Below are 23,600 nucleotides of genomic sequence, written 5' to 3' on the forward strand. Positions count from 1 at the left end.
CAGGGAAAGCCCCAGTGACAACCATCACCCCCGATTCCGGGAACCGCCCGACCCCTCCCGAGGGCCCCGGCGGCACGGGCCGCTCACTTGGCCCGCGCCCCTCCGGGCCCGGTACGCTCACCGCCGTGCCACACGCTGATCAGTACAGAACCGCCCCCGAGGACGCCCCCGTGAACCGGCCGGGGGCGCCCCGTCCGGACCGGGTCCGGCCCACCTCCCTCGCCGAGCTCGCCGTCCGGCTGGGCGCCGAGGCCCCGGAATCCGGGGGGGAGGCGACGGGCATCACCCACGACTCACGGGCGGTACGGCCCGGCGACGTGTACGCGGCCCTCCCCGGCGCCCGCGTCCACGGCGCCGACTTCGCCGCCCAGGCGGCGGGACTCGGCGCCGCCGCGATCCTGACCGACCCCGCCGGGGCCGAGCGGGCCGCGGCCACCGGACTGCCCGTCCTGGTCGTCCCCGACCCCCGGGGAAGCATGGGCGAGCTGGCCGCCGAGATCTACGGGCGGCCCGGCGAGGACCTGCTCCAGATCGGCATCACCGGCACCTCGGGCAAGACCACCACGGCGTACCTGGTCGAGGGCGGACTGCGTGCGGCCGGCCACCGTACCGGCCTGATCGGCACCGTCGAGATGCGCGTCGACGACCAACGCATCAAGTCCGAGCGCACCACCCCCGAGGCCACCGACCTCCAGGCCCTCTTCGCCGTCATGCGCGAACGCGGCGTCGGGTCGGTCGCCATGGAGGTCTCCAGCCACGCCCTGGTCCTCGGCCGGGTCGACGGCTGTGTCTTCGACGTGGCGGTGTTCAACAACCTCAGCCCGGAGCACATGGAGTTCCACTCCGGCATGGAGGACTACTTCCAGGCCAAGGCCCAGCTGTTCACCCCCCGGCGCAGCCGCCTCGGCGTCGTGAACCTGGACGACGAGTACGGACGGCGCCTCGTCACGGAGGCGACCGTACCGGTCACGACCTTCTCCGCCGAGGGCCGCCAGGACGCCGACTGGCGCGCCGAGGACGTCGAGACCGGCGCCCAGGGCTCGACCTTCACCGCCGTCGGCCCCCAGGGGCAGCGGGTACGGGCCGCCGCGCCGCTGCCGGGACCGTTCAACGTCGCCAACACCCTCGCGGCGGTCGTCACCCTGGCCGTGGCCGGGATCGACCCGCAGACCGCCGCCGACGGCGTCGCAGCCGTCCCCGGGGTGCCGGGCCGGCTGGAGCGCGTGGACGCGGGACAGCCGTACCTCGCCGTGGTCGACTACGCCCACAAGACCGACGCCGTCGAATCGGTCCTGCGCTCCCTGCGCAAGGTCACCAAGGGCAAGGTGCACCTCGTCCTCGGCTGCGGCGGCGACCGCGACGAGACCAAGCGCGGGCCGATGGGCGCCGCCGCCGCCCGGCTCGCCGACACCGCCGTCCTGACCTCCGACAACCCGCGCTCCGAGGACCCCCTCGCGATCCTCGCCGCGATGCTCGCGGGCGCCGTCGGGGTCCCCCCGGCCGAACGCGGCGACATCCTGGTCGACGCCGACCGGGCCTCCGCCATCGCCACCGCGGTCTCCCGCGCGCGGGCCGACGACACCGTCCTGATCGCCGGCAAGGGCCACGAGCAGGGGCAGGACATCGCCGGGGTGGTACGGCCCTTCGACGACCGCCTGGTCCTGCGCGACGCCCTTGTACGCTCCCTCGGCCACGCGCCCGGCCGCGCCGCCGCCGGCGACGAGCCCCGCCCCGAGAACAACAGTCAGGGATGACCCAGTGATCGCCCTCTCCCTCAGCGAGATCGCCGCCATCGTCGGCGGGCAGTCGCACGACATACCGGATCCGGCGGTCCGGGTCACCGGACCCGTCGTCATCGACTCCCGCGCGGTGGAGAAAGGCAGCCTCTTCGCCGCCTTCGCCGGCGAGCGGGTCGACGGCCACGACTACGCGCGAGGCGCCGTCGAGGAGGGTGCGGTGGCCGTCCTGGCCGGCCGCCCCCTCCCGGGCGTCCCCGTGATCGTCGTCGACGACGTCGTCCAGGCCCTCGGCGCCCTCGCCCGCGCCGTCGTCGAACGCCTCGGCGCCACCACCGTCGCGCTCACCGGCTCCGCCGGCAAGACCAGCACCAAGGACCTCATCGCCCAGCTGCTCCGTACGAAGGGACCCACGGTCTGGCCGGCCGGGAACCTGAACAACGAGATCGGCGTCCCGCTGACCGCCCTGCGCGCCGTCGAGGACACCCGCTACCTCGTCCTGGAGATGGGCGCCCGGTACCTCGGGGACATCCGCTACCTCACCGGACTCGTCCCGCCCCGGATCGGCCTCGTCCTCAACGTCGGCACCGCGCACATCGGCGAATTCGGCGGACGCGAGCAGATCGCCGAGGCGAAGGGCGAGATGGTCGAGTCCCTGCCGCCCGCCGCCCACGGCGGTGTGGCCGTCCTCAACGCCGACGATCCCCTCGTCCGCGCGATGAAATCCCGTACCGAAGCACGCGTGATCCTCTTCGGAGAGGCAGACGAAGCAGACGTACAGGCAGAGAACGTGCGCCTCACAGCCAACGGACAGGCAGCGTTCCGCCTTCGAACACCCTCCGGGTGCAGGGACGTGACGCTGCGGCTGTACGGTGAGCACCACGTGTCGAACGCGCTCGCCGCGGCCGCCGTCGCCCATGAGTTGGGCATGTCCGTCGACGAGATCGCCGAAGCGCTCTCCGAGGCGGGGACCCTCTCCCGCTGGCGTATGGAGGTCACCGAGCGCGCGGACGGCGTGACGATCGTCAACGACGCCTACAACGCGAACCCCGAATCCATGAGAGCCGCGCTCCGTGCGCTGGCCGCCATGGGCGGTGCCACACGGGCCGAGGGGGGGCGTACCTGGGCGGTGCTCGGCCCGATGGCCGAGCTCGGGGACGAATCGCTCGCCGAGCACGACGCGGTCGGACGGCTCGCCGTCCGGCTCAACGTCAGCAAGCTCGTGGCGGTCGGGGGCAGGGAAGCGTCCTGGCTGCGACTGGGCGCTTACAACGAGGGTTCGTGGGGTGAGGAGTCGGTGCACGTGTCCGACGCACAGGCGGCGGTCGATCTGTTGCGCAGTGAACTGCGTCCGGGAGACGTCGTGCTGGTGAAGGCTTCCAGGTCGGCAGGTCTTGAGAGGGTCGCCCTGGCACTCCTCGAGAGCACCACCGAGGGCGAGGTCTCCGGCCGATGAGGCAGATCCTCTTCGCGGGAGCCATCGGGCTCTTCCTGACCCTGATCGGCACACCGCTGCTGATCAAGCTCCTGGCCCGCAAGGGATACGGGCAGTTCATCCGGGACGACGGCCCGCGCAGCCACGGCAGCAAGAAGGGCACGCCCACCATGGGCGGCATCGCCTTCATCCTGGCCACGCTGATCGCCTACGCCCTGGCGAAGGTGATCACCGGCGAGAACCCCACCTTCTCGGGTGTGCTGGTCCTCTTCCTGATGGCGGGGATGGGACTGGTCGGGTTCCTCGACGACTACATCAAGATCGTGAAGCAGCGGTCGCTGGGCCTGCGGGCCAAGGCCAAGATGGCGGGCCAGCTGATCGTCGGCATCGCCTTCGCGGTGCTCTCGCTCCAGTTCGCCGACACCCAGGGACTCACCCCGGCCTCCACCAAGCTGTCGTTCGTCACGGACTTCGGCTGGTCGATCGGCCCGGTGCTGTTCGTGGTCTGGGCGCTGTTCATGATTCTCGCGATGTCCAACGGCGTGAACCTGACGGACGGTCTGGACGGCCTGGCCACCGGCGCGTCCGTGATGGTCTTCGGCGCGTACACGTTCATCGGGCTCTGGCAGTTCCAGGAGTCCTGTGCCAACGCGGTGACGCTCACCAACCCCAACGCCTGTTTCGAGGTACGGGACCCCCTGGACCTCGCGGTCGTCGCCTCCGCCCTGATGGGCTCCTGCTTCGGCTTCCTGTGGTGGAACACCTCACCCGCCAAGATCTTCATGGGGGACACCGGGTCGCTCGCGCTCGGCGGCGCCCTCGCGGGCCTCGCGATCTGCTCCCGTACGGAGTTCCTGATCGCGCTCCTCGGCGGCCTCTTCGTCCTGATCACGATGTCCGTCGTGATCCAGGTCGGCTCCTTCAAGATGACCCGCAAGCGGGTCTTCCGCATGGCTCCCCTCCAGCACCACTTCGAACTCAAGGGGTGGTCCGAGGTCCTTGTCGTGGTCCGCTTCTGGATCATCCAGGGCATGTGCGTGATCGTGGGCCTCGGCCTCTTCTACGCGGGCTGGGCGGCGGACAAGTGATCCGGTCCGACAAGTGATCCGGACGGTCGAGTGAACAAGGCGGTCACGTGAACTGGCAGGGCAAGCGGGTCACCGTCGCGGGTCTCGGAGTCTCCGGGATCCCGGCGGCCCGGGTGCTGCGCGGCCTCGGCGCCGAGGTCACCGTCGTCAACGACGGCGACGACGAACGGTCCCGTACCCAGGCCGCCGAGCTGGAGAAGCTGGGCGTCACGGTCCGGCTCGGCGACGGGGACACCCTGCCCGCCGGTACGGAACTGGTCGTCACCGCCCCCGGCTGGCGGCCGGACAAGCCGCTGTTCACGGCCGCCGCGGCGGCCGGGGTGGAGATCTGGGGCGACGTCGAGCTGGCCTGGCGGCTGCGGGGGCCCGGCGCGGCCCCCTGGCTCGCCGTCACCGGCACCAACGGCAAGACGACCACCGTCAGGATGCTCGCCTCGATCCTGACGGCGGCGGGACTGCGCACGGCCGCCGTCGGCAACATCGGCGTCTCGCTCCTGGACGCCGTGGCCGGCGACGAGACGTACGACGTGCTCGCCGTCGAACTCTCCAGCTACCAGCTGCACTGGGCGCCGAGCCTGCGCGCCCACTCCGCCGCCGTGCTCAACCTCGCCCCCGACCACCTCGACTGGCACGGGTCCATGGAGGCGTACGCCGCCGACAAGGGCCGGATCTACGAGGGAAACCGGATCGCGTGCGTCTACAACGCGGCCGACCCGGCGACCGAGGACCTCGTCCGCGCCGCCGACGTCGAGGAGGGCTGCCGGGCGATCGGCTTCACCCTCGGCACCCCCGGTCCCTCCCAACTCGGCGTCGTGGACGGCATCCTGGTCGACCGCGCCTTCGTGGAGAACCGCCGGGACCAGGCCCAGGAGCTGGCCCACGTCACCGACGTCGACCCGCCGGCCCCGCACAACATCGCCAACGCCCTCGCGGCGGCGGCCCTCGCCCGCGCGTACGGCGTCGGGCCCACCGCCGTACGCGACGGGCTGCGCGCCTTCAGGCCCGACCCGCACCGGATCGAACTGGTCGCCAGGACCGGCGGCGTCACGTACATCGACGACTCCAAGGCGACCAACACCCATGCCGCGGAGGCGTCCCTGGCGGCCTACGACCCGATCGTCTGGATCGCGGGCGGCCTCGCCAAGGGCGCGGCCTTCGACGACCTGGTCTCCGGGTCCGCGAAGCGGCTGCGCGCGGTGGTCCTGATCGGCGCCGACCGTGCGCTGATCCGGGAAGCCCTCGCGCGACACGCCCCCGAAGTCCCGGTGGTCGACCTCGACCGGACCGACACTGGAGCGATGCCCGCCGCCGTCCGCGAAGCGGCACGGCTCGCTCAGCCGGGGGACACCGTACTGCTGGCCCCCGCCTGCGCCTCGATGGACATGTTCACCAACTACAACAAACGAGGCGAGGCGTTCGCGGACGCCGTCCGCGCACTCGCCGCTGAGCACGCCTGACCGGCCCGGCCCTCCGGTGCCGTGCCGAGCGGTCCCGAGGACCCCGGCCGCGGCACCCGCGCCGCGGCCGGGTCCTGGGGGACTCCGGCAGCCGCGCCGGGCACGACTGGAGGGGACAGCGACGATGCCGGCCGACGACACCGTGGGACGGGACCCGCGCCCCGCGCCACGCGGAGCGGGCCTGACGGGCACTCCCGCCCTCGCGGGGGTGCCGGGAGCGGGCAGGGGACCCGGCGACGGCGCGGAGGCCGCAGCGGGGTCCCTGGCGGTACGGGGGCCCCTCGCCAGGATCGCCGTCCTGGCCGGCCTCGGCCGCACCCCGGCGCCCGGACGGGCCCCGGCGCCCGTCCGCCTTCCCGTCCGCCGCCCCACGTTCGCGGACCAGAGGACGTTCCTCGCCCGCCTGCCGGGGCTCGCGCTGCGCGGCAAGGCCCCCGGAGCGCCCGTACGGCGTCCCCCCGCCGCCCGCGGCCGGGGGAGCGGCCCCCGCGCCCCCAGGCCGCCCCGCGGCGGCGGGATCAGGCGCAGGTTCGAACAGGCCCGGCGCACCTGGGACCGCCCGCTCACCGCGTACTACCTGATCCTCGGCAGCAGTCTGCTGATCACCGTCCTCGGACTGGTGATGGTGTACTCCGCGTCCATGATCAAGGCGCTGGAGCTGTCGCTGCCCGGCGCGTACTTCTTCCGCAAGCAGCTGTTCGCCGCCGGCATCGGCACCGCCCTGCTGCTGATCGCCTCCCGCATGCCGGCCAAGCTCCACCGCGCCTTCTCCTACCCGCTGCTCGTCGGCACGGTCTTCCTCATGGCCCTGGTCCAGGTCCCCGGGATAGGGCAGTCCGTCAACGGCAACCAGAACTGGCTCTCCGTAGGAGGCCCCTTCCAGCTCCAGCCCAGCGAGTTCGGCAAGCTCGCGCTGATCCTGTGGGGCGCCGACCTGCTCGCCCGCAAGCAGGACAAGCGGCTGCTCTCGCAGTGGAAGCACCTGCTGGTGCCGCTGGTCCCGGTCGCCTTCATGCTGCTCGGGCTGATCATGCTCGGCGGCGACATGGGTACGGCGATCATCCTCACCGCGATCCTCTTCGGCCTGCTGTGGCTGGCCGGGGCGCCCACCCGGCTGTTCGGCGGGGTGCTGGGCCTCGCGGGTGTGGTCGGGTTCGTCCTGATCAAGACCAACGAGAACCGGTTGTCGCGGTTCTCCTGCGTGGGGGCGATCGATGTCGGCCCCAACGGCGAGTGCTTCCAGGCCGTGCACGGCATCTATGCTCTTGCCTCCGGCGGATGGTTCGGTTCGGGGCTCGGCGCCAGTGTGGAAAAGTGGGGCCAACTTCCCGAACCGCACACCGACTTCATCTTCGCCGTCACCGGGGAGGAACTGGGGCTGGTGGGGACGCTGTCGGTGCTCGCCCTGTTCGCGGCTCTAGGCTATGCGGGTATCCGCGTGGCCGGACGCACGGAGGATCCCTTCGTGAGGTACGCCGCGGGAGGTGTCACCACGTGGATCACGGCCCAGGCCGTGGTCAACATCGGTGCGGTGCTCGGTCTGCTGCCGATCGCCGGAGTCCCGCTGCCGCTGTTCTCCTACGGAGGATCGGCTCTGCTGCCGACCATGTTCGCCGTCGGGCTGCTGATCGCCTTCGCGCGGGACGATCCCGCCGCGAAGGCGGCCCTGGCCATGCGGCAGCCTGTCTTCAGCAGGAAGCGGGCCGGGGTGAGATGGAAGACGATGAGACGGCGCGTCAAGAAGCGTCCGTCCGGAGAGCGGTGAATTTCGGTGCATGTCGTACTCGCCGGTGGGGGGACCGCCGGCCACATCGAGCCCGCGCTCGCCCTCGCGGACGCCCTGCGCAGGCAGGACCCCACCGTGGGGATCACGGCCCTCGGCACGGAGCGCGGCCTGGAGACCAGGCTCGTCCCCGAGCGGGGGTACGAACTGGGACTCATCCCGGCCGTACCGCTGCCGCGCCGACCCACCCCCGAACTGATCACCGTCCCGGGACGGCTCCGCGGCACGATCAAGGCCGCCGAGCAGATCCTGGAGCGCACGAAGGCCGACTGCGTCGTCGGCTTCGGCGGCTATGTCGCGCTGCCCGGCTACCTCGCCGCCAAGCGGCTGGGCGTGCCGATCATCGTCCACGAGGCCAACGCCAGGCCGGGCCTCGCCAACAAGATCGGGTCGCGGTACGCGGCGGCGGTCGCCGTCTCCACGCCGGACAGCAAGCTCCGGGGCGCCCGCTACATCGGCATCCCGCTGCGCCGGACGATCGCCACCCTCGACCGGGCCCGGGTCCGTCCCGAGGCGCGCGCGGCCTTCGGCCTCGACCCCAACCTGCCGACACTGCTCGTCTCCGGCGGCTCGCAGGGCGCACGCCGGCTCAACGAGGTGGTGCAGCAGGTCGCTCCGGTGCTCCAGCGCTCCGGGATCCAGATCTTGCACGCGGTCGGCCCGAAGAACGAATTGCCGCATGTGGACAACATGCCCGGAATGCCGCCCTATATCCCGGTACCGTATGTGGACCGGATGGACCTCGCGTACGCGGCGGCGGACATGATGCTCTGCCGTGCGGGCGCGATGACCGTCGCCGAACTCACCGCCGTCGGGCTGCCCGCCGCCTATGTGCCGTTGCCCATCGGCAACGGCGAACAGCGGCTCAACGCCCAGCCGGTGGTGAAGGCGGGCGGTGGACTGCTCGTCGACGACGCCGAACTGACGCCCCAGTGGGTGCAGGGCAACATCCTGCCGGTGCTGGCCGATCCGCACCGGCTGTACGAGATGTCCCGCGCGGCCGCCGAGTTCGGGCGCCGGGACGCAGATGATCTGCTTGTCGGCATGGTGTACGAGGCGATTGCCGCACGCCGGCAGGCGTAACGCGCCGCGAGGCGCCGAACCAGGGAGGCAGGGAGCGTGGCCGGACCGACGACCGCCGCACGGGACGCGCGAGCGCAGGCGGAGTCCGGCCGCTCCGGACCGGGCGGCTCCCCGCCCGGCCGCCGCTTCCGGCTCCCCGGCCGGTACGTGCTGATCGCACTGGCCGCCGGGACCGTCCTGACCGCCGCCGGGATCTGGGTGCTGTACGGCTCGCACTGGCTGCGGGTCGAGCGGGTGAGCACGTCCGGCACGGACGTGCTCACCGTCGCGCGGGTGGAGCGGGCGGCGGCCGTACCGATCGGATCGCCGCTGGTCTCCGTGGACACCGGCGCGATCGAGGAGCGGCTCCGGCGGAGGCTGCCGCGGATCGAGACGGTCGAAGCGATCCGGTCGTGGCCGCACGGAATCAGTCTGAAAGTGACCGAACGTCAGCCGGTCCTGCTGATCGAAAAGGGCGGAAAGTTCATCGAAGTGGACGCCGGCGGAACTCGTTTCGCCACGGTCGGGAAGGCCCCGAAGGGCGTGCCCCTACTGAAATTGACGGGGGAACAGTCAGCCGGACAGCAGCGCTTTCCGGCCGGCCGGCTGACCCGCGAAGCCGTCCGCGTCAGGAGCGAACTCCCCGGGAAAGTCGCCGCGGACACCAGGGCGGTCCGGGTGCGTTCGTACGACTCGATCTCGCTGGAGTTGACCGGCGGACGTACGGTGATGTGGGGAAGCGGCGAGGACGGCGCGGCCAAGGCGCGTGCGCTCACCGCTCTCATGAAAGCAGCCCCTGGGGCGGCCCACTTCGACGTCAGCGCGCCCACCGCGCCCGCCTCGTCACGGAGTTGACGCTCATATGTGCTGGCCAGCACCCTGGTTGGTCAGCGCTATGGGTGATCACATAGGGTGAAAAGAAAAACGGGAGGTTCGGCGTGTTCGTTGAACGTGCGCCACTTGTCGACTTAGTGTCCTGTTCGGAAGAGTCCTAGAAGCGGACACACAGGTAACCCTGAACTTTCGACGTCAGGGTTTGGGTCGGCGTTCCGGACCGTCCCATCGGCATCAGTCTCGCAGCGCGACTTCAGCGAAGCGACGACACGTAACTCGAGGCGAGAGGCCTTCGACGTGGCAGCACCGCAGAACTACCTCGCAGTCATCAAGGTCATCGGTGTCGGCGGCGGTGGTGTCAATGCCATCAACCGAATGATCGAGGTCGGTCTCAAGGGCGTCGAGTTCATCGCGATCAACACTGACGCGCAAGCCCTGTTGATGAGCGACGCCGACGTCAAGCTCGACGTCGGCCGCGAACTCACCCGGGGCCTCGGCGCCGGAGCCAATCCGGCAGTCGGTCGCAAGGCGGCAGAGGACCACCGTGAGGAGATCGAGGAGGTCCTCAAGGGGGCCGACATGGTCTTCGTCACCGCAGGCGAGGGAGGCGGCACCGGCACCGGTGGCGCGCCCGTGGTCGCCGCCATCGCGCGTTCGCTGGGCGCCCTCACGATCGGTGTGGTCACCCGCCCGTTCACCTTCGAGGGCCGCCGCCGCGCGAACCAGGCGGAGGACGGGATCGCCGAACTCCGCGAAGAGGTCGACACCCTCATCGTCATCCCCAACGACCGGCTGCTGTCCATCTCGGACCGTCAGGTCAGCGTGCTGGACGCCTTCAAGTCGGCCGACCAGGTGCTGCTCTCGGGTGTCCAGGGCATCACCGATCTGATCACCACACCGGGTCTGATCAACCTCGACTTCGCCGACGTCAAGTCCGTGATGTCCGAGGCCGGATCGGCGCTCATGGGCATCGGCTCGGCCCGCGGCGACGACCGCGCGGTGGCCGCCGCCGAGATGGCGATCTCCTCGCCCCTGCTCGAAGCGTCCATCGACGGCGCCCGCGGTGTCCTGCTCTCCATCTCCGGCGGCTCCGACCTCGGTCTCTTCGAGATCAACGAGGCCGCGCAGCTCGTGAGCGAGGCCGCCCACCCCGAGGCCAACATCATCTTCGGTGCCGTCATCGACGACGCCCTGGGCGACGAGGTGCGGGTCACCGTGATCGCGGCGGGCTTCGACGGCGGACAGCCGCCGACGCGCCGCGAGACCGTGCTCGGCGCCGGCAAGCGCGAGGAGCAGCAGGCCCCGCCGCGGTCCGTGGACAGCGGCAGGTCCACCGGCGGACTCGGTACGGTCCCGCCGCGCGACGACAGCCCGGCCAAGCCGGAACCGGCGCAGGCGGTCAACGAGAAGCCGCTCCCGCCGATCAGCTCGCCGCACGTCCCGCCGGCCCGTCCGTACCAGGACACCCAGGTCGAAGAGCTGGATGTTCCGGACTTCTTGAAGTGATAGAGCGGCAGGACACCGAGAGCGGCGCGCACTTCGCCTTCACCGACAAGTGGGGCGGGGTGAGCGCCGTTCCGTACGAACAGCTCAATCTGGGCGGGGCGGTCGGCGACGACCCGGCCGCCGTACGGACCAACCGCGAACTGGCGGCGAAGTCCCTGGGCCTCGATCCGGGGCAGGTGGTCTGGATGAACCAGGTGCACGGCCGCGAGGTGGCGGTCGTGGACGGCCCTTGGCACGCGGCGGACGCGACGACCCCCGCGAGCCCCTCGGTCCCCGTATCCCTCTCCGGCATTCCGCCGGTCGACGCGCTGGTCACCGCGCGCGGCGGACTCGCCCTCGCCGTCCTCACCGCGGACTGCGTGCCCGTGCTGCTGGCCGACCCGGTCGCCGGGATCGCGTCCGCCGCCCACGCCGGACGCCCCGGGCTGGTCGCCGGGGTCGTCCCGGCCGCCGTCGAGGCCATGGTCGCGCTCGGCGCCGAACCGTCGCGGATCACCGCCCGTACCGGACCGGCCGTCTGCGGACGCTGCTACGAGGTCCCGGCTGCGCTGCGCGACGACGTCGCCGCGGTCGTACCGGAGTCCTGGGCCGAGACCGGGTGGGGCACCCCGGCCGTCGACGTCGTCGCGGGGGTGCACGCGCAGCTCGCCGCGCTCGGGATCGAGGACCGGGGGCGGTCGGACTTCTGCACGCGCGAGTCGGGCGACCACTTCTCGTACCGCCGCGACCGGACCACGGGCCGGCTCGCCGGCTATGTCTGGCTGGACGCCCTTGGCGGCCCGAGCGGCCTGGGCGGTCCGGCATGACGGACCGCGGAACCGAACTCGCGGACAACCTCGCGAAGGTGGAGGACCGGATCGCCGGCGCCTGCGCCGCCGCCGGGCGCGCGCGGGAGGAGGTGACCCTGATCGTGGTCACCAAGACCTACCCCGCGAGCGACGTCCGGATCCTGCACGAGTTGGGGGTGCGGGAGGTCGCCGAGAACCGCGACCAGGACGCCGGGCCCAAGGCCGCCGCCTGTCAGGATTTGTCGTTGACGTGGCACTTCGTCGGTCAGTTGCAGACGAACAAGGTTCGTTCCGTGGCCGGTTACGCCGATGTCGTGCAGTCTGTCGACCGGGTGAAGCTCGTTTCCGCCCTCTCCGCCGCGGCGGTCCGGGCGGAGCGCGAACTGGTCTGCCTGATCCAGGTCGCGCTCGACGCCGGTTCGGGCGAGCGCGGCGCGAGAGGGGGTGTGGCGCCCGGCGGGATCGAGGAGTTGGCCACCGCGCTGGCCGGTGCGCCGGGTCTGCGGCTCGGCGGTCTGATGACCGTGGCGCCGCTGGCCGGACCGTACGCGGGACGGCAACAGGAGGCGTTCGAGCGGCTGCTGGAATTCTCATCCCGCCTGCGCGCGGACCATCCGGCTGCGAACATGGTGTCAGCAGGGATGAGTGCGGACCTCGAAGCAGCCGTCATGGCCGGAGCGACACATGTACGCGTCGGTACGGCGGTGCTCGGAGACCGACCTCGGCTCGGGTAACGTCGCGAAGCAAGTCGGACCACAGCAGAAAATATGGTCATTCCCGCCGATAGACGGGTGGACCGAGTGGATCGCGGGCACTTGGTGACGAGGCCGATCCACCACAGAGCGGAGGACTCAGAGCATGGCCGGCGCGATGCGCAAGATGGCGGTCTACCTCGGCCTCGTGGAGGACGATGGGTACGACGGCCGGGGCTTTGACCCCGACGACGATTTCGAACCCGAGCCGGAGCCCGAGCGGGAGCACCGGCGCCACCAGCCCGTGCACCAGCAGGAGCGGGAAGAACCGGTGCGGATGGTCCAACCACCCGCGCAGCGCGAGCGCGAGCCGGTGCCCCTAGCGGTAGAAAACGGACGTCCGGCGCGAATCGCCCCCGTGGCATCCATCACACCTGAACGTCCGAGCCTGGAGAAGAACGCACCGGTGATCATGCCCAAGGTCGTGTCCGAGCGGGAGCCCTACCGCATCACCACGTTGCACCCGAGGACCTACAACGAGGCCCGTACCATCGGGGAACACTTCCGTGAGGGCACTCCTGTCATCATGAATCTCACGGAGATGGACGACACGGACGCGAAGCGACTTGTCGACTTCGCCGCGGGTCTTGTCTTCGGTCTCCATGGCAGCATTGAACGGGTGACGCAGAAGGTGTTCCTGCTGTCTCCTGCTAACGTCGATGTCACGGCGGAGGACAAGGCCCGCATCGCAGAGGGCGGATTCTTCAACCAGAGCTGAGAACACGGCACCGGGAACGACCCGGTCGCAGGGCGGGAACGATCCGGTCGCAAGGCCGGACCGGGGACCAGGGGAGAGGGAAGCACGGGATGGGCGTCGCACTAGAGGTGATCTACATCGTTCTGGTGTGTTTCCTCGTCGTGCTTATTTTCCGGCTGGTCATGGACTACGTCTTCCAGTTCGCCCGCTCGTGGCAACCCGGCAAGGCGATGGTGGTCGTCCTGGAGGCCACCTACACTGTCACCGATCCACCGCTCAAGCTTCTGCGGCGGTTCATTCCGCCGCTGCGTCTCGGGGGCGTGGCACTCGACCTGTCCTTCTTCGTTCTGATGATCATCGTGTACATCCTCATCACGGTCGTGAGCGGTCTCGCGACGTGAGCGACCTGGTGAGGGGAATGTGAACGATACGGTCTTGCCGACTGCCGACGACTACGTAGAGGTGAAGAAGAGATGCCGTTGACCCCCGAGGACGTGCGGAACAAGCAGTTCACGACCGTCCGCCTCCGAGAAGGCTATGACGAGGACGAGGTCGATGCCTTTCTCGACGAGGTCGAGGCCGAACTGACGCGCCTCCTTCGTGAGAACGAGGATCTGCGCGCCAAGCTGGCCGCCGCCACGCGGGCCGCCGCGCAGAACCAGCAGCAGCAAGGGATGCGCAAGCCTCCCGAACAGCAGGATCGGCCCGGCGCCCCGGTGCCCGCCGCCATATCCGGACCGCCGCAGCAGCAGCAGCCCCCGCAGATGGGCCCGCCCCAGCTGCCCGGTGGTGCTCCGCAGCTTCCCGCGGGTCCGAGCGCGCACCCCGGCCACGGTGGTCCCCAGGGTCACGGCCCCCAGCAGGGCCAGCACGGCCCCGGTCCCATGCAGGGCGGCCCCATGGGCCAGATGCAGGGCCCCATGCAGGGTCAGATGCAGGGCGGCCCGATGCAGGGCGGTCCCATGCAGGGCCAGATGCAGGGTGGCCCGATGCAGGGTCAGATGCAGGGCGGACCCATGCAGGGCCAGATGCAGGGCGGTCCCATGGGCGGACCGATGGGCGGCCCCATGGGCGGTCACCCGCAGCAGCAACAGCTCGGTCAGGGTCCCGGCGGCGACAGCGCGGCCCGTGTGCTCTCGCTGGCGCAGCAGACCGCCGACCAGGCGATCGCCGAGGCACGTTCCGAGGCCAACAAGATCGTCGGTGAGGCACGCAGCCGCGCCGAGGGTCTGGAGCGGGACGCCCGTGCCAAGGCGGACGCGCTGGAGCGGGACGCCCAGGAGAAGCACCGCGTGGCGATGGGCTCCCTGGAGTCCGCGCGCGCCACGCTGGAGCGCAAGGTCGAGGACCTCAGGGGCTTCGAGCGGGAGTACCGCACGCGGCTGAAGTCCTACCTGGAGAGCCAGCTGCGCCAGCTGGAGACCCAGGCGGACGACTCGCTCGCACCGCCGCGTACGCCGACGGCGCCCTCGCTGCCGCCGTCGCCCTCGATGGCTCCGGCCGGCGCGGGTGCGATGGGGCACTCCATGGGCAACGGGTCGATGGGCAACGGCTCCATGGGCAACGGGTCCATGGGGGGCTCGATGGGCCACGGCGGTCCGGCCGCGGGTCCGTCGTACGGCGGGCAGCAGCAGATGTCGCCCGCGATGACGCAGCCGATGGCGCCGGTGCGGCCGCAGGCGCCGCAGCCGATGCAGCAGGCGCCGTCGCCGATGCGGGGCTTTCTGATCGACGAGGACGACAACTGACGGGGCTGCGCGGTGCGTAGCGCGTAGCCGTCGGCAGGCTGACGCCAACAGGGCCGGGCCCGGGGTTTTTACCCCGGGCCCGGCCCTGTTCGTGTGTGTGGTGCCGCTGCGCGGGGCTCTCCCCTACCCGCCTCCCGAAACTGGGGGCAAGCCCCCAGACCCCCTGTGCCCTCAATCGCCGGACGGGCTGATTTTTCGGCCCGTCCGGCGATTGAGGACAACCGGCTTACGCCTTGCGCAGGTGGAACGTCAGGGACAGGCCCTCGTCCGTGAACGGGGCGCCGTACGTGTCGTCCGGGGCGTCCTGCGCGTAGTCCGTCGACAGGACCTCGTCCGCGATCAGGGCCGCGTGGTCCGTCAGGGCCGTACGGACCGCCTCGTCCGTCGTCCGCCAGCGCAGCGCGATGCGGTCCGCCACGTCCAGGCCGCTGTTCTTGCGGGCCTCCTGGATCAGCCGGATCGCGTCACGGGCCAGGCCCGCCAGGCGCAGTTCGGGGGTGATCTCCAGGTCCAGCGCGACCGTCGCGCCCGAGTCGGAGGCCACCGACCAGCCCTCCCGCGGGGTTTCTGTGATGATCACCTCGTCGGGGGCGAGGGTGATCGTCTCGCCGTCCACCGTGACCGACGCCGTGCCCTCGCGCAGCGCCGCGGACAGCGCCGCCGCGTCCGCCTCGGCGACCGCCTTCGCGACCGCCTGGACACCCTTGCCGAAACGCTTGCCCAGCGCGCGGAAGTTCGCCTTCGCCGTCGTGTCGACCAGCGAGCCGCCGACCTCGGCGAGCGTCGCGAGGGACGAGACGTTCAGCTCCTCCGTGATCTGCGCGCGCAGTTCGTCCGACAGCGCCTCGAAGCCCGTCGCCGCGATCAGGGCGCGCGACAGGGGCTGGCGGGTCTTGACGCCCGACTCCGCCCGCGTTGCCCTGCCCAGCTCCACCAGGCGCCGTACCAGCAGCATCTGCTGGGAGAGGGTGGGGTCGATCGCCGCCAGGTCCGCCGCCGGCCAGTCCGCCAGGTGCACCGACTCCGGCGCGTCGGGCGTGACCGGCACGATCATGTCCTGCCAGACCCGCTCGGTGATGAACGGCGTCAGCGGGGCCATCAGGCGCGTGACCGTCTCGACCACCTCGTGCAGTGTGCGCAGCGCCGCCTTGTCGCCCTGCCAGAAGCGGCGCCGGGAGCGCCGTACGTACCAGTTGGAGAGATCGTCCACGAACGCCGACAGCAGCTTGCCGGTGCGCTGGGTGTCGTACGCCTCCATCGCCTCCGTCGCCTGGTCGACCAGCGCGTGCAACTCGCTGAGCAGCCAGCGGTCCAGCAGCGGGCGGTCGGCCGGGGCCGGGTCGGCCGCGCTCGGCGCCCAGTTCGACGTACGCGCGTACAGGGCCTGGAAGGCGACCGTGTTCCAGTAGGTGAGGAGGGTCTTGCGGACGACCTCCTGGATGGTGCCGTTGCCGACCCGGCGCGCCGCCCACGGGGAGCCGCCGGCCGCCATGAACCACCGCACGGCGTCCGCGCCGTGCTGGTCCATCAGCGGGATCGGCTGGAGGATGTTGCCCAGGTGCTTGGACATCTTCCTGCCGTCCTCGGCGAGGATGTGCCCGAGGCAGACCACGTTCTCGTAACTCGACTTGTCGAAGACGAGCGTGCCGACGGCCATCAGCGTGTAGAACCAGCCGCGGGTCTGGTCGATCGCCTCGGAGATGAACTGCGCCGGGTAGCGCTTCTCGAAGAGATCCTTGTTCTGGTACGGGTAGCCCCACTGCGCGAACGGCATCGAACCGGAGTCGTACCAGGCGTCGATGACCTCGGGCACGCGCGTCGACGTCTGCCCGCAGTCGGGGCAGGCGAAGGTCACCTCGTCGATGTACGGGCGGTGCGGGTCGAGCCCGGACTGGTCGGTGCCGGTCAGCTCGGTCAGCTCGGCGCGGGAGCCCACGCAGGTGAGGTGGTTGTCCTCGCAGCGCCAGATCGGCAGCGGGGTGCCCCAGTAGCGGTTGCGGGACAGTGCCCAGTCCACGTTGTTGTTCAGCCAGTCGCCGTACCGGCCGTGCTTGACGGAGTCCGGGAACCAGTTGGTCTTCTCGTTCTCCTCCAGCAGCCGGTCCTTGACCGCCGTCGTACGGATGTACCACGAGGGCTGCGCGTAGTAGAGGAGCGCGGTGTGGCAGCGCCAGCAGTGCGGATAGCTGTGCTCGTACGGCACATGGCGGAAGAGCACCCCGCGCTCGCGCAGGTCCTCCGTGAGGGCTTCGTCCGCCTTCTTGAAGAAGACGCCGCCGACCAGCGGGACGCTCTCCTCGAAGGTGCCGTTCGGGCGGACCGGGTTGACGACCGGCAGGCCGTACGCGCGGCAGACCTTGAGGTCCTCCTCGCCGAAGGCGGGGGACTGGTGGACCAGGCCGGTGCCGTCCTCCGTGGTGACGTACTCCGCGTTGACCACGTAGTGGGCCGTCGTGCCCTCGGGGAAGTCGATCAGCCGGAAGGGCCGGTCGTACGTCCAGTACTCCATCTCACGGCCGGTGAAGGACTCGCCGGTGACTTCCCAGCCCTCGCCGAGCGCCTTCGCCAGCAGCGGCTCGGCGACGACCAGCTTCTCCCGGCCGTCCGTCGCGACCACGTAGCGCACGTCGGGGTGGGCGGCGACGGCGGTGTTCGACACCAGCGTCCACGGAGTGGTCGTCCAGACCAGCAGGGCGGCCTCGCCCGCGAGCGGGCCCGAGGTCAGCGGGAAGCGGACGAAGACCGAGGGGTCGATGATCGTCTCGTAGCCCTGCGCCAGCTCGTGGTCGGACAGGCCCGTCTCGTCGCGGGGGCACCAGGGCGCCACGCGATGGTCCTGGACCAGCAGGCCCTTGTCGAAGATCTCCTTGAGGGACCACCACACCGAGTCGACGTACTGCGGGTCCATCGTGCGGTACGCGTCATCGAGGTCGACCCAGTAGCCCATGCGGGTCGTCAGCTCGGTGAAGGCGTCGGTGTGGCGGGTCACGGACTCCCGGCACCTGGCGTTGAACTCGGCGATGCCGTACGCCTCGATGTCCTTCTTGCCGGTGAAGCCCAGCTCCTTCTCGACGGCCAGCTCGACCGGCAGGCCGTGGCAGTCCCAGCCGGCCTTGCGCGCGACGTGGTAGCCGCGCATCGTACGGAAGCGCGGGAAGACGTCCTTGAAGACGCGGGCCTCGATGTGGTGCGCGCCCGGCATGCCGTTGGCGGTGGGCGGGCCCTCGTAGAAGACCCACTCGGGGCGGCCCTCGGAGTGGGCGAGGGTCTTGTCGAAGATCTTGCCGTCGCGCCAGAAGTCGAGCACGGCGTGCTCCAGCGCGGGCAGGTCGACCTGGGCGGGCACCTGGCGGTACCGGGGGGTCGCGGGCGTCGATGTCATCTGGTGGTCTTCCTCCGGCGGAACTGCGTCGTCTCCGTCGGAGGGACGAGAGCTGGGCTCCCGCGGTACCACCCTCCTTGGCCCCGGGCGTGCCGCCCGTGGCCCCCTCATTGGGGTCGCGCTGCCGGGTCTACTCGCCCGGGACCTACCTGGTGGTACGTCCCCGGACTTTCTTCCGGCGGCTCCGGGGTGATGCTTCGCCTCGCGCTCGCCCCCGGGCTCTCACCGTCCCCGGGTCGCTCATGGCCGCTCACGGGGGTACTCGTCCCCATCCACGCCTCTCGCTCCGTCCAGTGTACGGGGCGGGGCGGGGCCCGGCCGACGGGTTTTACGCCGCCCCTGCACGCGGCGGCGTAGGTTGCCGCCGCGGTTGCCGCCGCCCCCGGGGAGCCGTACGGCCGAGCGTCCGGCTCGAACGGGCGAACGGGCGCATCCGGGCTCCGGAGCCGCTCGCGTGGCGGATTACCGGGCGGCGAGGTGGGCACAACGGTGGGAGGCTCCTCTTGTCGCGGCACGGGCGGGGCCGGGGTCCTGTCGCCGGACAGGACGTCAGCGGCGGCGTGCCCCGTTGCCGCCGGGCCGGGGTCGATTTATCGTCCCAGCACGATTCGCGAGCAAGATCACCCAGTGTGAAGGGGCCGCGGCCATGGTGGCGAAGAAGAGCGCCGCGAAGAAGACGACCGCGCCGAAGGCCGCGGCGAAGAAGGCCGCCGGGACCACGGTGAACACCGCGGCGGCCGACCGGGCACCGACCGAGGACACACCGGCCGGGGGCGCACCGCCCCAGGAGTCCGCGAAGAAGGCCCGGACCAGAAAGCCGGCGACGAAGAAGGCCCGGACCAGAAAGCCGGCGACGAAGAAGTCGCCGGCCAGGAAGCCGGTGACGAAGAAGTCAGCGGGCGGGAAGTCAGCGGGCGGGAAGCCGGCGGCCGGGAAAGCGGCGCCCGCCAAGGCGGCCGGCAGCGCTTCAAAACAGGCCGCGTCCGCGGCCGAGGGGGCGGCCGAGGCCGCGCGACAGACGGGAGCCAAGACGGTGGCAGCGAAGAAGACCACGGGGGACAGGACACCGGCCGCGGGCAAGGCCCCGGTCACGGCACCGGCCGCCGCCACGGCCGCACCGCCGGGCGAACTGGCGGTACGTCCCGGCGAGGACCCCTGGACCCCGGAGGAGGTCGCGGAGGCCCGCGCGCTGATGGAGAGCGAGGTCACCCGGCTCCAGGCCGAGCTCGCCTCGTCCGAGGCGTCGCTCGTCGGGCTCATGCGGGACTCCGGGGCGGGCGCCGGTGACGACGACGCCGACACCGGTACGAAGAACATCACCCGCGAGCACGAGATGTCCCTGGCGGCCAACGCGCGCGAGATGCTGGAGCAGACCGAGCGGGCGCTCCTGCGCCTCGACGCGGGCACGTACGGGCTCTGCGAGGTCTGCGGCAAGCCCATCGGCAAGGCCAGGATGCAGGCGTTTCCGCGGGCCACCCTGTGCGTGGAGGACAAGCAGAAGCAGGAACGTCGAGGCTGAACTCGCACGCGTGTGTCGTACCCTCGTCCTCTATAAGACATCTAGGTTGAGGGACTCACGTGGCAGAGGCGGAGCGCATCATCGGTACGCCGGATGTTGACGACGAGGCTGCGGCTCCCGCCGAGCGGCCGAAGGGGCGGCGCAGGATCGCCGCCCTCTTCGCCGTCGCCGTCGTGGCGTACCTGCTCGACCTCGGCAGCAAGATGCTCGTGGTGGCCAGGCTGGAGCACCACGAGCCGATCGACGTCATCGGCGATCTGCTGCGGTTCGAGGCGGTACGGAACCCGGGCGCCGCGTTCGGCATGGGCGAGGCCTTCACGGTGATCTTCACGGTGATCGCGGCGACCGTGATCGTGGTCATCGCGCGGCTGGCCCGCAAGCTCTACAGCCTCCCCTGGGCGATCGCCCTCGGACTGCTGCTCGGTGGCGCGCTCGGCAACCTCACCGACCGGATCTTCCGCTCCCCGAGCCCCTTCCAGGGCGCCGTGGTCGACTTCATCGCCCCCGCGCACTTCGCGGTCTTCAACCTCGCCGACTCCGCGATCGTCTGCGGCGGCATCCTCATCGTGCTGCTGTCCTTCCGGGGCCTGGACCCCGACGGCACGGTCCACAAGGACTGACAAGGCATACTCGACGGGTGAGTCTTCCCGAGATCAGAACGCTGCCCGTGCCCGATGGCCTGGAGGGCGAGCGTGTCGACGCCGCCCTCGCCCGTATGTTCGGGTTCTCCCGTACGAAGGCGGCCGAGCTGGCCGCCTCCGGGAAGGTCCAGGTCGACGGCGCCGCGGTCGGGAAGTCCGACCGGGTCAGCGGCGGGGCCTGGCTGGAGGTCGAGCTCCCCGAGCCCGCCCAGCCCATACGCGTCGTCGCCGAGGCCGTCGAGGGCATGGAGATCATCCACGACGACGACGACATCGTGGTGATCGTCAAGCCCGTCGGCGTGGCCGCCCACCCCAGCCCCGGCTGGACCGGCACCACCGTCATCGGCGGTCTCGCCGCGGCCGGCTACCGCATCTCCACCTCCGGCGCGGCCGAGCGCCAGGGTGTGGTGCACCGGCTGGACGTCGGCACCTCGGGGCTGATGGTCGTCGCCAAGTCGGAGCGGGCGTACACCCTGCTCAAGGCGCAGTTCAAGGAGCGCGTCGTCGACAAGCGCTACCACGCGCTGGTGCAGGGCCACCCCGACCCGATGAGCGGGACGATCGACGCCCCGATCGGCAGGCACCCGAACCACGACTACAAGTTCGCGGTCACCGCCGAGGGCAAGCCGTCGGTCACGCACTACGACCTGATCGAGGCGTTCCGGTCGGCGTCGCTGCTGGACATCAAGCTGGAGACGGGCCGCACCCACCAGATCCGGGTGCACATGGCCGCCCACCGCCACCCGTGCGTCGGCGACCTGACGTACGGCGCGGACCCCACGCTGGCCAAGCGGCTGGGACTCACCCGGCAGTGGCTGCACGCGGTGCGCCTCGGCTTCGAGCACCCGTCGGACGGCCGGTGGGTGGAGTACGCGAGCACGTACCCCGCCGATCTCCAGGGCGCGCTGGACCAGGTGAGGGCGGAGAGCAACGTATGACCACGATCGACGGCGGCCTGCTGGGACACGTCGTACGGGAGGCCACGGGACCTGAGGACCGGGAGGCGTGCTTCGCCGTCCGCAAAGAGGTCTTCGTCGTCGAGCAGGGCGTGCCCGAGGACCTTGAGTACGACGGCCGGGACGACGACGCGATCCAGGTGCTGGCCCTCAGGGACGACGGCCTGCCGCTGGGCACCGGACGGCTCCTGTACGGGCCGGGCGCGGCGGACAGGACCGGCGGGGACCTGAGCGTCGGCGCCCTGGGCCGGCTGGCCGTGAACCGGGCCGCGCGCGGCCGGGGACTGGGCGCGGCCCTGGTCCGCGCCATCGAGGACGCGGCGCGCGAGCGCGGCCTCACGGCGGTGGATCTGCACGCGCAGACCCATGCGCTGGGTTTTTACGAACGCTTGGGGTACGAGGCGTACGGACCGGAGTTCCTGGACGCGGGCATCCCGCACCGCTCGATGCGGCGCGCGCTGTAGCCGTAGGCCGGGCCCGGCCGGTCCTGTAGGCCAGGCCGGGCTCGCCGGAATCCCGCCGGGAGCATGGCAGGCTTGGCCGCCTGATCCAGCCTGACCGGGCTGCCGAGCCGCCGGAGGGCGCACCGTGGACCAGCTGGCCCTGCTGCTCGTGCTCCTGCTGGGAGCGGTGGTCACCGTACCGCTCGGGGAGCGGCTCGGCCTGCCGTCGCCGGTGCTGATGACGATCATCGGGATCGTCCTGGCGCTGCTGCCGTTCGTGCCGAACGTCGACGTCCCGCCGGACCTCATCCTTCCGCTGCTGCTGCCCCCGATCCTCTACGCCGCCGTCCAGCGCACGTCCTGGCGGCAGTTCACGGCCAACAAACGGCCCATCTTCCTGCTCGCCGTCGCGCTGGTGTTCGTGACGACGGCCGCGGTCGCCGCGGTGGCCAACGCCGTCGTCCCCGGGCTGCCGATCGCCGCCGCGCTCGTGCTCGGGGCGCTCGTCGCCCCGCCCGACCCGGTGGCCGCGACCGCCGTCGCCGGCTCCCTCGGACTGCCCCGGCGGCTGGTGTCGATCCTGGAGGGGGAGGGCCTGTTCAACGACGTCACGGCGATCGTGCTCTACCACGTGGCGATCTCGGCGGCCGTCAGCGGCACGTTCTCCTGGCCGGTGGCCGTCGGCCAGTTCGCGCTGTCCGCGGTGGTGGCCGTCGCGATGGGACTCGCGCTCGGCTGGGTCACCAACAAACTGATGTCCCTGCTCGACGACGCGACCCTCCAGATCGGGCTGACGCTCCTGGTGCCGTTCGCCGCGTACGTCCTGGCCGAGGAGTTGCACGGCTCGGGCGTCCTCGCCGTCCTCACCGTCGCCCTCTACCTGGCCGAGCACTCCGCGGACGCCGACGACGTCATGGGGCGGCTGGCCGGGAACGCCTTCTGGCAGATCGTCGACACCCTGGTGACCGGCATCGCCTTCGGCCTGATCGGGCTGGAACTCCACCAGGCCTTCGGCACCGGCGACGGCCGGGGAGGCGCCCTGCTGGGCTGGAGCGCCGCCGTGGTCGGGGTGGTCGTCGGGGTCCGGCTGCTCTACCTGATGCCGGCGACCTGGCTGGCGAAGCGCCTGCACAAACTCCGCGACTACGACGAGGAGATCCCGGTCAGCTGGCGCGAGACCGTGGTCATGTGGTGGGCGGGGATGCGGGGGGTGGCCTCGGTCGCGCTGGCGCTGGCGATCCCGCTCAAGACGGACAGCGGGGAGCCGTTCCCGGGCCGCGACGAGATCATCTTCATCGCGTTCGCGGTCATCATGACCACCCTCGTCTTCCAGGGACTGACCCTGCCGTGGCTGGTACGGCGCCTCGGGGTGCGGGCGGACACGGACGCCGAGCGTGACCTGCTGAACATCCTCGCGGGGCGCGCCGCGAAGGCCGCGCGCCACCGGCTCAGGGAGATCGAGAGCGTCGAGGACCTGCCGGAGGAGCTGAGCGAGCGGCTGCTGCGGGCGGCGTTCGACCTGGGGGTGCGGATCAGCCCGGACATCGTGGACGACGAGCGGCGCGAGGGGTTCCGGCGGCGGGTGGACCGGATCAAGACCGTGCAGCGGATCCAGCGCGAGATGATGTCGGCGGCGCGGCACGAGATTCTGGCGGCGCGCAGTGAGCCGGGGGCGGATCCGGAGTTGGTGGACCGGGTGCTCCGGCACCTGGATGTGCACAGCATGCGGTAGCGCCGCCGCGCGGGGCCCGGGTGCCCGGCCTTCGGCCGTAG

Annotated in this window: 20 protein-coding genes; 18 read left to right on the plus strand and 2 right to left on the minus strand. The window is 71.2% G+C overall.

The genetic code is table 11. The features are described from left to right. Positions 1 to 14 precede the first annotated feature (14 nt). From OG349_RS26750 to OG349_RS26810, 13 genes are all read left to right on the plus strand, one after another. The gene (locus OG349_RS26750; protein ID WP_327237016.1) at positions 15 to 1,754 is read left to right on the plus strand and encodes a UDP-N-acetylmuramoyl-L-alanyl-D-glutamate--2,6-diaminopimelate ligase; all 1,740 of its coding nucleotides are present in this window, start codon (positions 15 to 17) and stop codon (positions 1,752 to 1,754) included. Positions 1,755 to 1,758: 4 nt separating this feature from the next. Continuing rightward, on the plus strand, positions 1,759 to 3,192 hold the full coding sequence (locus OG349_RS26755) for a UDP-N-acetylmuramoyl-tripeptide--D-alanyl-D-alanine ligase (RefSeq protein ID WP_327237017.1): 1,434 nt from the start codon (positions 1,759 to 1,761) through the stop codon (positions 3,190 to 3,192). Beyond that, on the plus strand, positions 3,189 to 4,259 hold the full coding sequence (mraY, locus tag OG349_RS26760) for a phospho-N-acetylmuramoyl-pentapeptide-transferase (RefSeq protein ID WP_327237018.1): 1,071 nt from the start codon (positions 3,189 to 3,191) through the stop codon (positions 4,257 to 4,259). The genes OG349_RS26755 and mraY overlap by 4 nt, the downstream gene beginning before the upstream one ends. 47 nt (positions 4,260 to 4,306) lie before the next feature. Next, entirely contained in the window at positions 4,307 to 5,716 is a 1,410-nt protein-coding gene (murD, locus tag OG349_RS26765) for a UDP-N-acetylmuramoyl-L-alanine--D-glutamate ligase (protein WP_327237019.1), read from the plus strand. A 124-nt stretch (positions 5,717 to 5,840) separates the two neighbouring features. Continuing rightward, on the plus strand, positions 5,841 to 7,481 hold the full coding sequence (gene ftsW / locus OG349_RS26770; protein WP_327237020.1) for a putative lipid II flippase FtsW: 1,641 nt from the start codon (positions 5,841 to 5,843) through the stop codon (positions 7,479 to 7,481). Between the two features lie 6 nt (positions 7,482 to 7,487). Then, positions 7,488 to 8,582 (plus strand): undecaprenyldiphospho-muramoylpentapeptide beta-N-acetylglucosaminyltransferase, encoded by a 1,095-nt coding sequence (murG, locus tag OG349_RS26775; RefSeq protein WP_161310645.1) that lies wholly within the window; start codon positions 7,488 to 7,490, stop codon positions 8,580 to 8,582. A 36-nt stretch (positions 8,583 to 8,618) separates the two neighbouring features. Beyond that, positions 8,619 to 9,416, plus strand: coding sequence for a cell division protein FtsQ/DivIB (locus OG349_RS26780; protein ID WP_327237021.1), 798 nt, complete (start codon positions 8,619 to 8,621; stop codon positions 9,414 to 9,416). Positions 9,417 to 9,692: 276 nt separating this feature from the next. Continuing rightward, positions 9,693 to 10,901, plus strand: a complete 1,209-nt coding sequence (ftsZ, locus tag OG349_RS26785; protein ID WP_327237022.1) for a cell division protein FtsZ — start codon at positions 9,693 to 9,695, stop codon at positions 10,899 to 10,901. Beyond that, positions 10,898 to 11,707 (plus strand): peptidoglycan editing factor PgeF, encoded by an 810-nt coding sequence (pgeF, locus tag OG349_RS26790; RefSeq protein ID WP_327237023.1) that lies wholly within the window; start codon positions 10,898 to 10,900, stop codon positions 11,705 to 11,707. Before ftsZ ends, pgeF begins: the two co-directional genes overlap by 4 nt. Further along, positions 11,704 to 12,423, plus strand: coding sequence for a YggS family pyridoxal phosphate-dependent enzyme (locus OG349_RS26795; RefSeq protein WP_327237024.1), 720 nt, complete (start codon positions 11,704 to 11,706; stop codon positions 12,421 to 12,423). The genes pgeF and OG349_RS26795 overlap by 4 nt, the downstream gene beginning before the upstream one ends. A 124-nt stretch (positions 12,424 to 12,547) precedes the next feature. Continuing rightward, complete coding sequence (locus OG349_RS26800; protein ID WP_161312328.1) at positions 12,548 to 13,159, plus strand: cell division protein SepF; 612 nt, start codon at positions 12,548 to 12,550, stop codon at positions 13,157 to 13,159. A gap of 89 nt (positions 13,160 to 13,248) precedes the next feature. Then, positions 13,249 to 13,539 carry a YggT family protein gene (locus OG349_RS26805; RefSeq protein WP_161312329.1) on the plus strand — a complete coding sequence of 97 codons (291 nt, stop codon included), beginning with the start codon at positions 13,249 to 13,251 and terminating at the stop codon, positions 13,537 to 13,539. A 72-nt stretch (positions 13,540 to 13,611) separates the two neighbouring features. Continuing rightward, on the plus strand, positions 13,612 to 14,886 hold the full coding sequence (locus OG349_RS26810; RefSeq protein ID WP_327237025.1) for a DivIVA domain-containing protein: 1,275 nt from the start codon (positions 13,612 to 13,614) through the stop codon (positions 14,884 to 14,886). A 226-nt stretch (positions 14,887 to 15,112) separates the two neighbouring features. Here OG349_RS26810 and ileS read toward each other — a convergent pair whose 3' ends face one another. Both ileS and OG349_RS26820 read right to left on the minus strand, forming a co-directional pair. Further along, positions 15,113 to 18,268 (minus strand): isoleucine--tRNA ligase, encoded by a 3,156-nt coding sequence (ileS, locus tag OG349_RS26815; RefSeq protein ID WP_327237026.1) that lies wholly within the window; start codon positions 18,266 to 18,268, stop codon positions 15,113 to 15,115. A 549-nt stretch (positions 18,269 to 18,817) separates the two neighbouring features. After that, entirely contained in the window at positions 18,818 to 19,321 is a 504-nt protein-coding gene (locus OG349_RS26820; RefSeq protein ID WP_327237027.1) for a hypothetical protein, read from the minus strand. Here OG349_RS26820 and OG349_RS26825 point away from each other — a divergent pair. The 5 genes from OG349_RS26825 to OG349_RS26845 all read left to right on the plus strand — a co-directional run bounded on the left by OG349_RS26825 (position 19,302) and on the right by OG349_RS26845 (position 23,559). Then, positions 19,302 to 19,787, plus strand: a complete 486-nt coding sequence (locus tag OG349_RS26825) for a TraR/DksA family transcriptional regulator (RefSeq protein ID WP_327237028.1) — start codon at positions 19,302 to 19,304, stop codon at positions 19,785 to 19,787. The two genes, OG349_RS26820 and OG349_RS26825, sit on opposite strands and share 20 nt — an antisense overlap. A 59-nt stretch (positions 19,788 to 19,846) precedes the next feature. Beyond that, complete coding sequence (gene lspA / locus OG349_RS26830) at positions 19,847 to 20,407, plus strand: signal peptidase II (protein ID WP_327237029.1); 561 nt, start codon at positions 19,847 to 19,849, stop codon at positions 20,405 to 20,407. Between the two features lie 17 nt (positions 20,408 to 20,424). After that, positions 20,425 to 21,366 carry an RluA family pseudouridine synthase gene (locus tag OG349_RS26835; RefSeq protein ID WP_327237030.1) on the plus strand — a complete coding sequence of 314 codons (942 nt, stop codon included), beginning with the start codon at positions 20,425 to 20,427 and terminating at the stop codon, positions 21,364 to 21,366. After that, a complete protein-coding gene (locus OG349_RS26840; protein WP_327237031.1) occupies positions 21,363 to 21,848 on the plus strand; it encodes a GNAT family N-acetyltransferase in 486 nt (161 codons plus the stop codon). The genes OG349_RS26835 and OG349_RS26840 overlap by 4 nt, the downstream gene beginning before the upstream one ends. Before the next feature lie 124 nt (positions 21,849 to 21,972). Further along, positions 21,973 to 23,559, plus strand: coding sequence for a Na+/H+ antiporter (locus OG349_RS26845; RefSeq protein WP_327237032.1), 1,587 nt, complete (start codon positions 21,973 to 21,975; stop codon positions 23,557 to 23,559). Positions 23,560 to 23,600 lie beyond the last annotated feature (41 nt).

Origin of the sequence: Streptomyces sp. NBC_01317, from assembly GCF_035961655.1 — a bacterium.
GTDB lineage: Bacteria > Actinomycetota > Actinomycetes > Streptomycetales > Streptomycetaceae > Streptomyces.

What these genes read in the sequence shown, in the direction of transcription:
- OG349_RS26800 (WP_161312328.1), top strand. Translation starts at nt 12,548, where the DNA reads ATGGCCGGCGCGATGCGCAAGATGGCGGTCTACCTCGGCCTCGTGGAG.
- ftsW (WP_327237020.1), top strand. Translation starts at nt 5,841, where the DNA reads ATGCCGGCCGACGACACCGTGGGACGGGACCCGCGCCCCGCGCCACGC.
- OG349_RS26840 (WP_327237031.1), top strand. Translation starts at nt 21,363, where the DNA reads ATGACCACGATCGACGGCGGCCTGCTGGGACACGTCGTACGGGAGGCC.
- OG349_RS26805 (WP_161312329.1), top strand. Translation starts at nt 13,249, where the DNA reads ATGGGCGTCGCACTAGAGGTGATCTACATCGTTCTGGTGTGTTTCCTC.
- ileS (WP_327237026.1), bottom strand. Translation starts at nt 18,268, where the DNA reads ATGACATCGACGCCCGCGACCCCCCGGTACCGCCAGGTGCCCGCCCAG.
- mraY (WP_327237018.1), top strand. Translation starts at nt 3,189, where the DNA reads ATGAGGCAGATCCTCTTCGCGGGAGCCATCGGGCTCTTCCTGACCCTG.
- OG349_RS26810 (WP_327237025.1), top strand. Translation starts at nt 13,612, where the DNA reads ATGCCGTTGACCCCCGAGGACGTGCGGAACAAGCAGTTCACGACCGTC.
- OG349_RS26795 (WP_327237024.1), top strand. Translation starts at nt 11,704, where the DNA reads ATGACGGACCGCGGAACCGAACTCGCGGACAACCTCGCGAAGGTGGAG.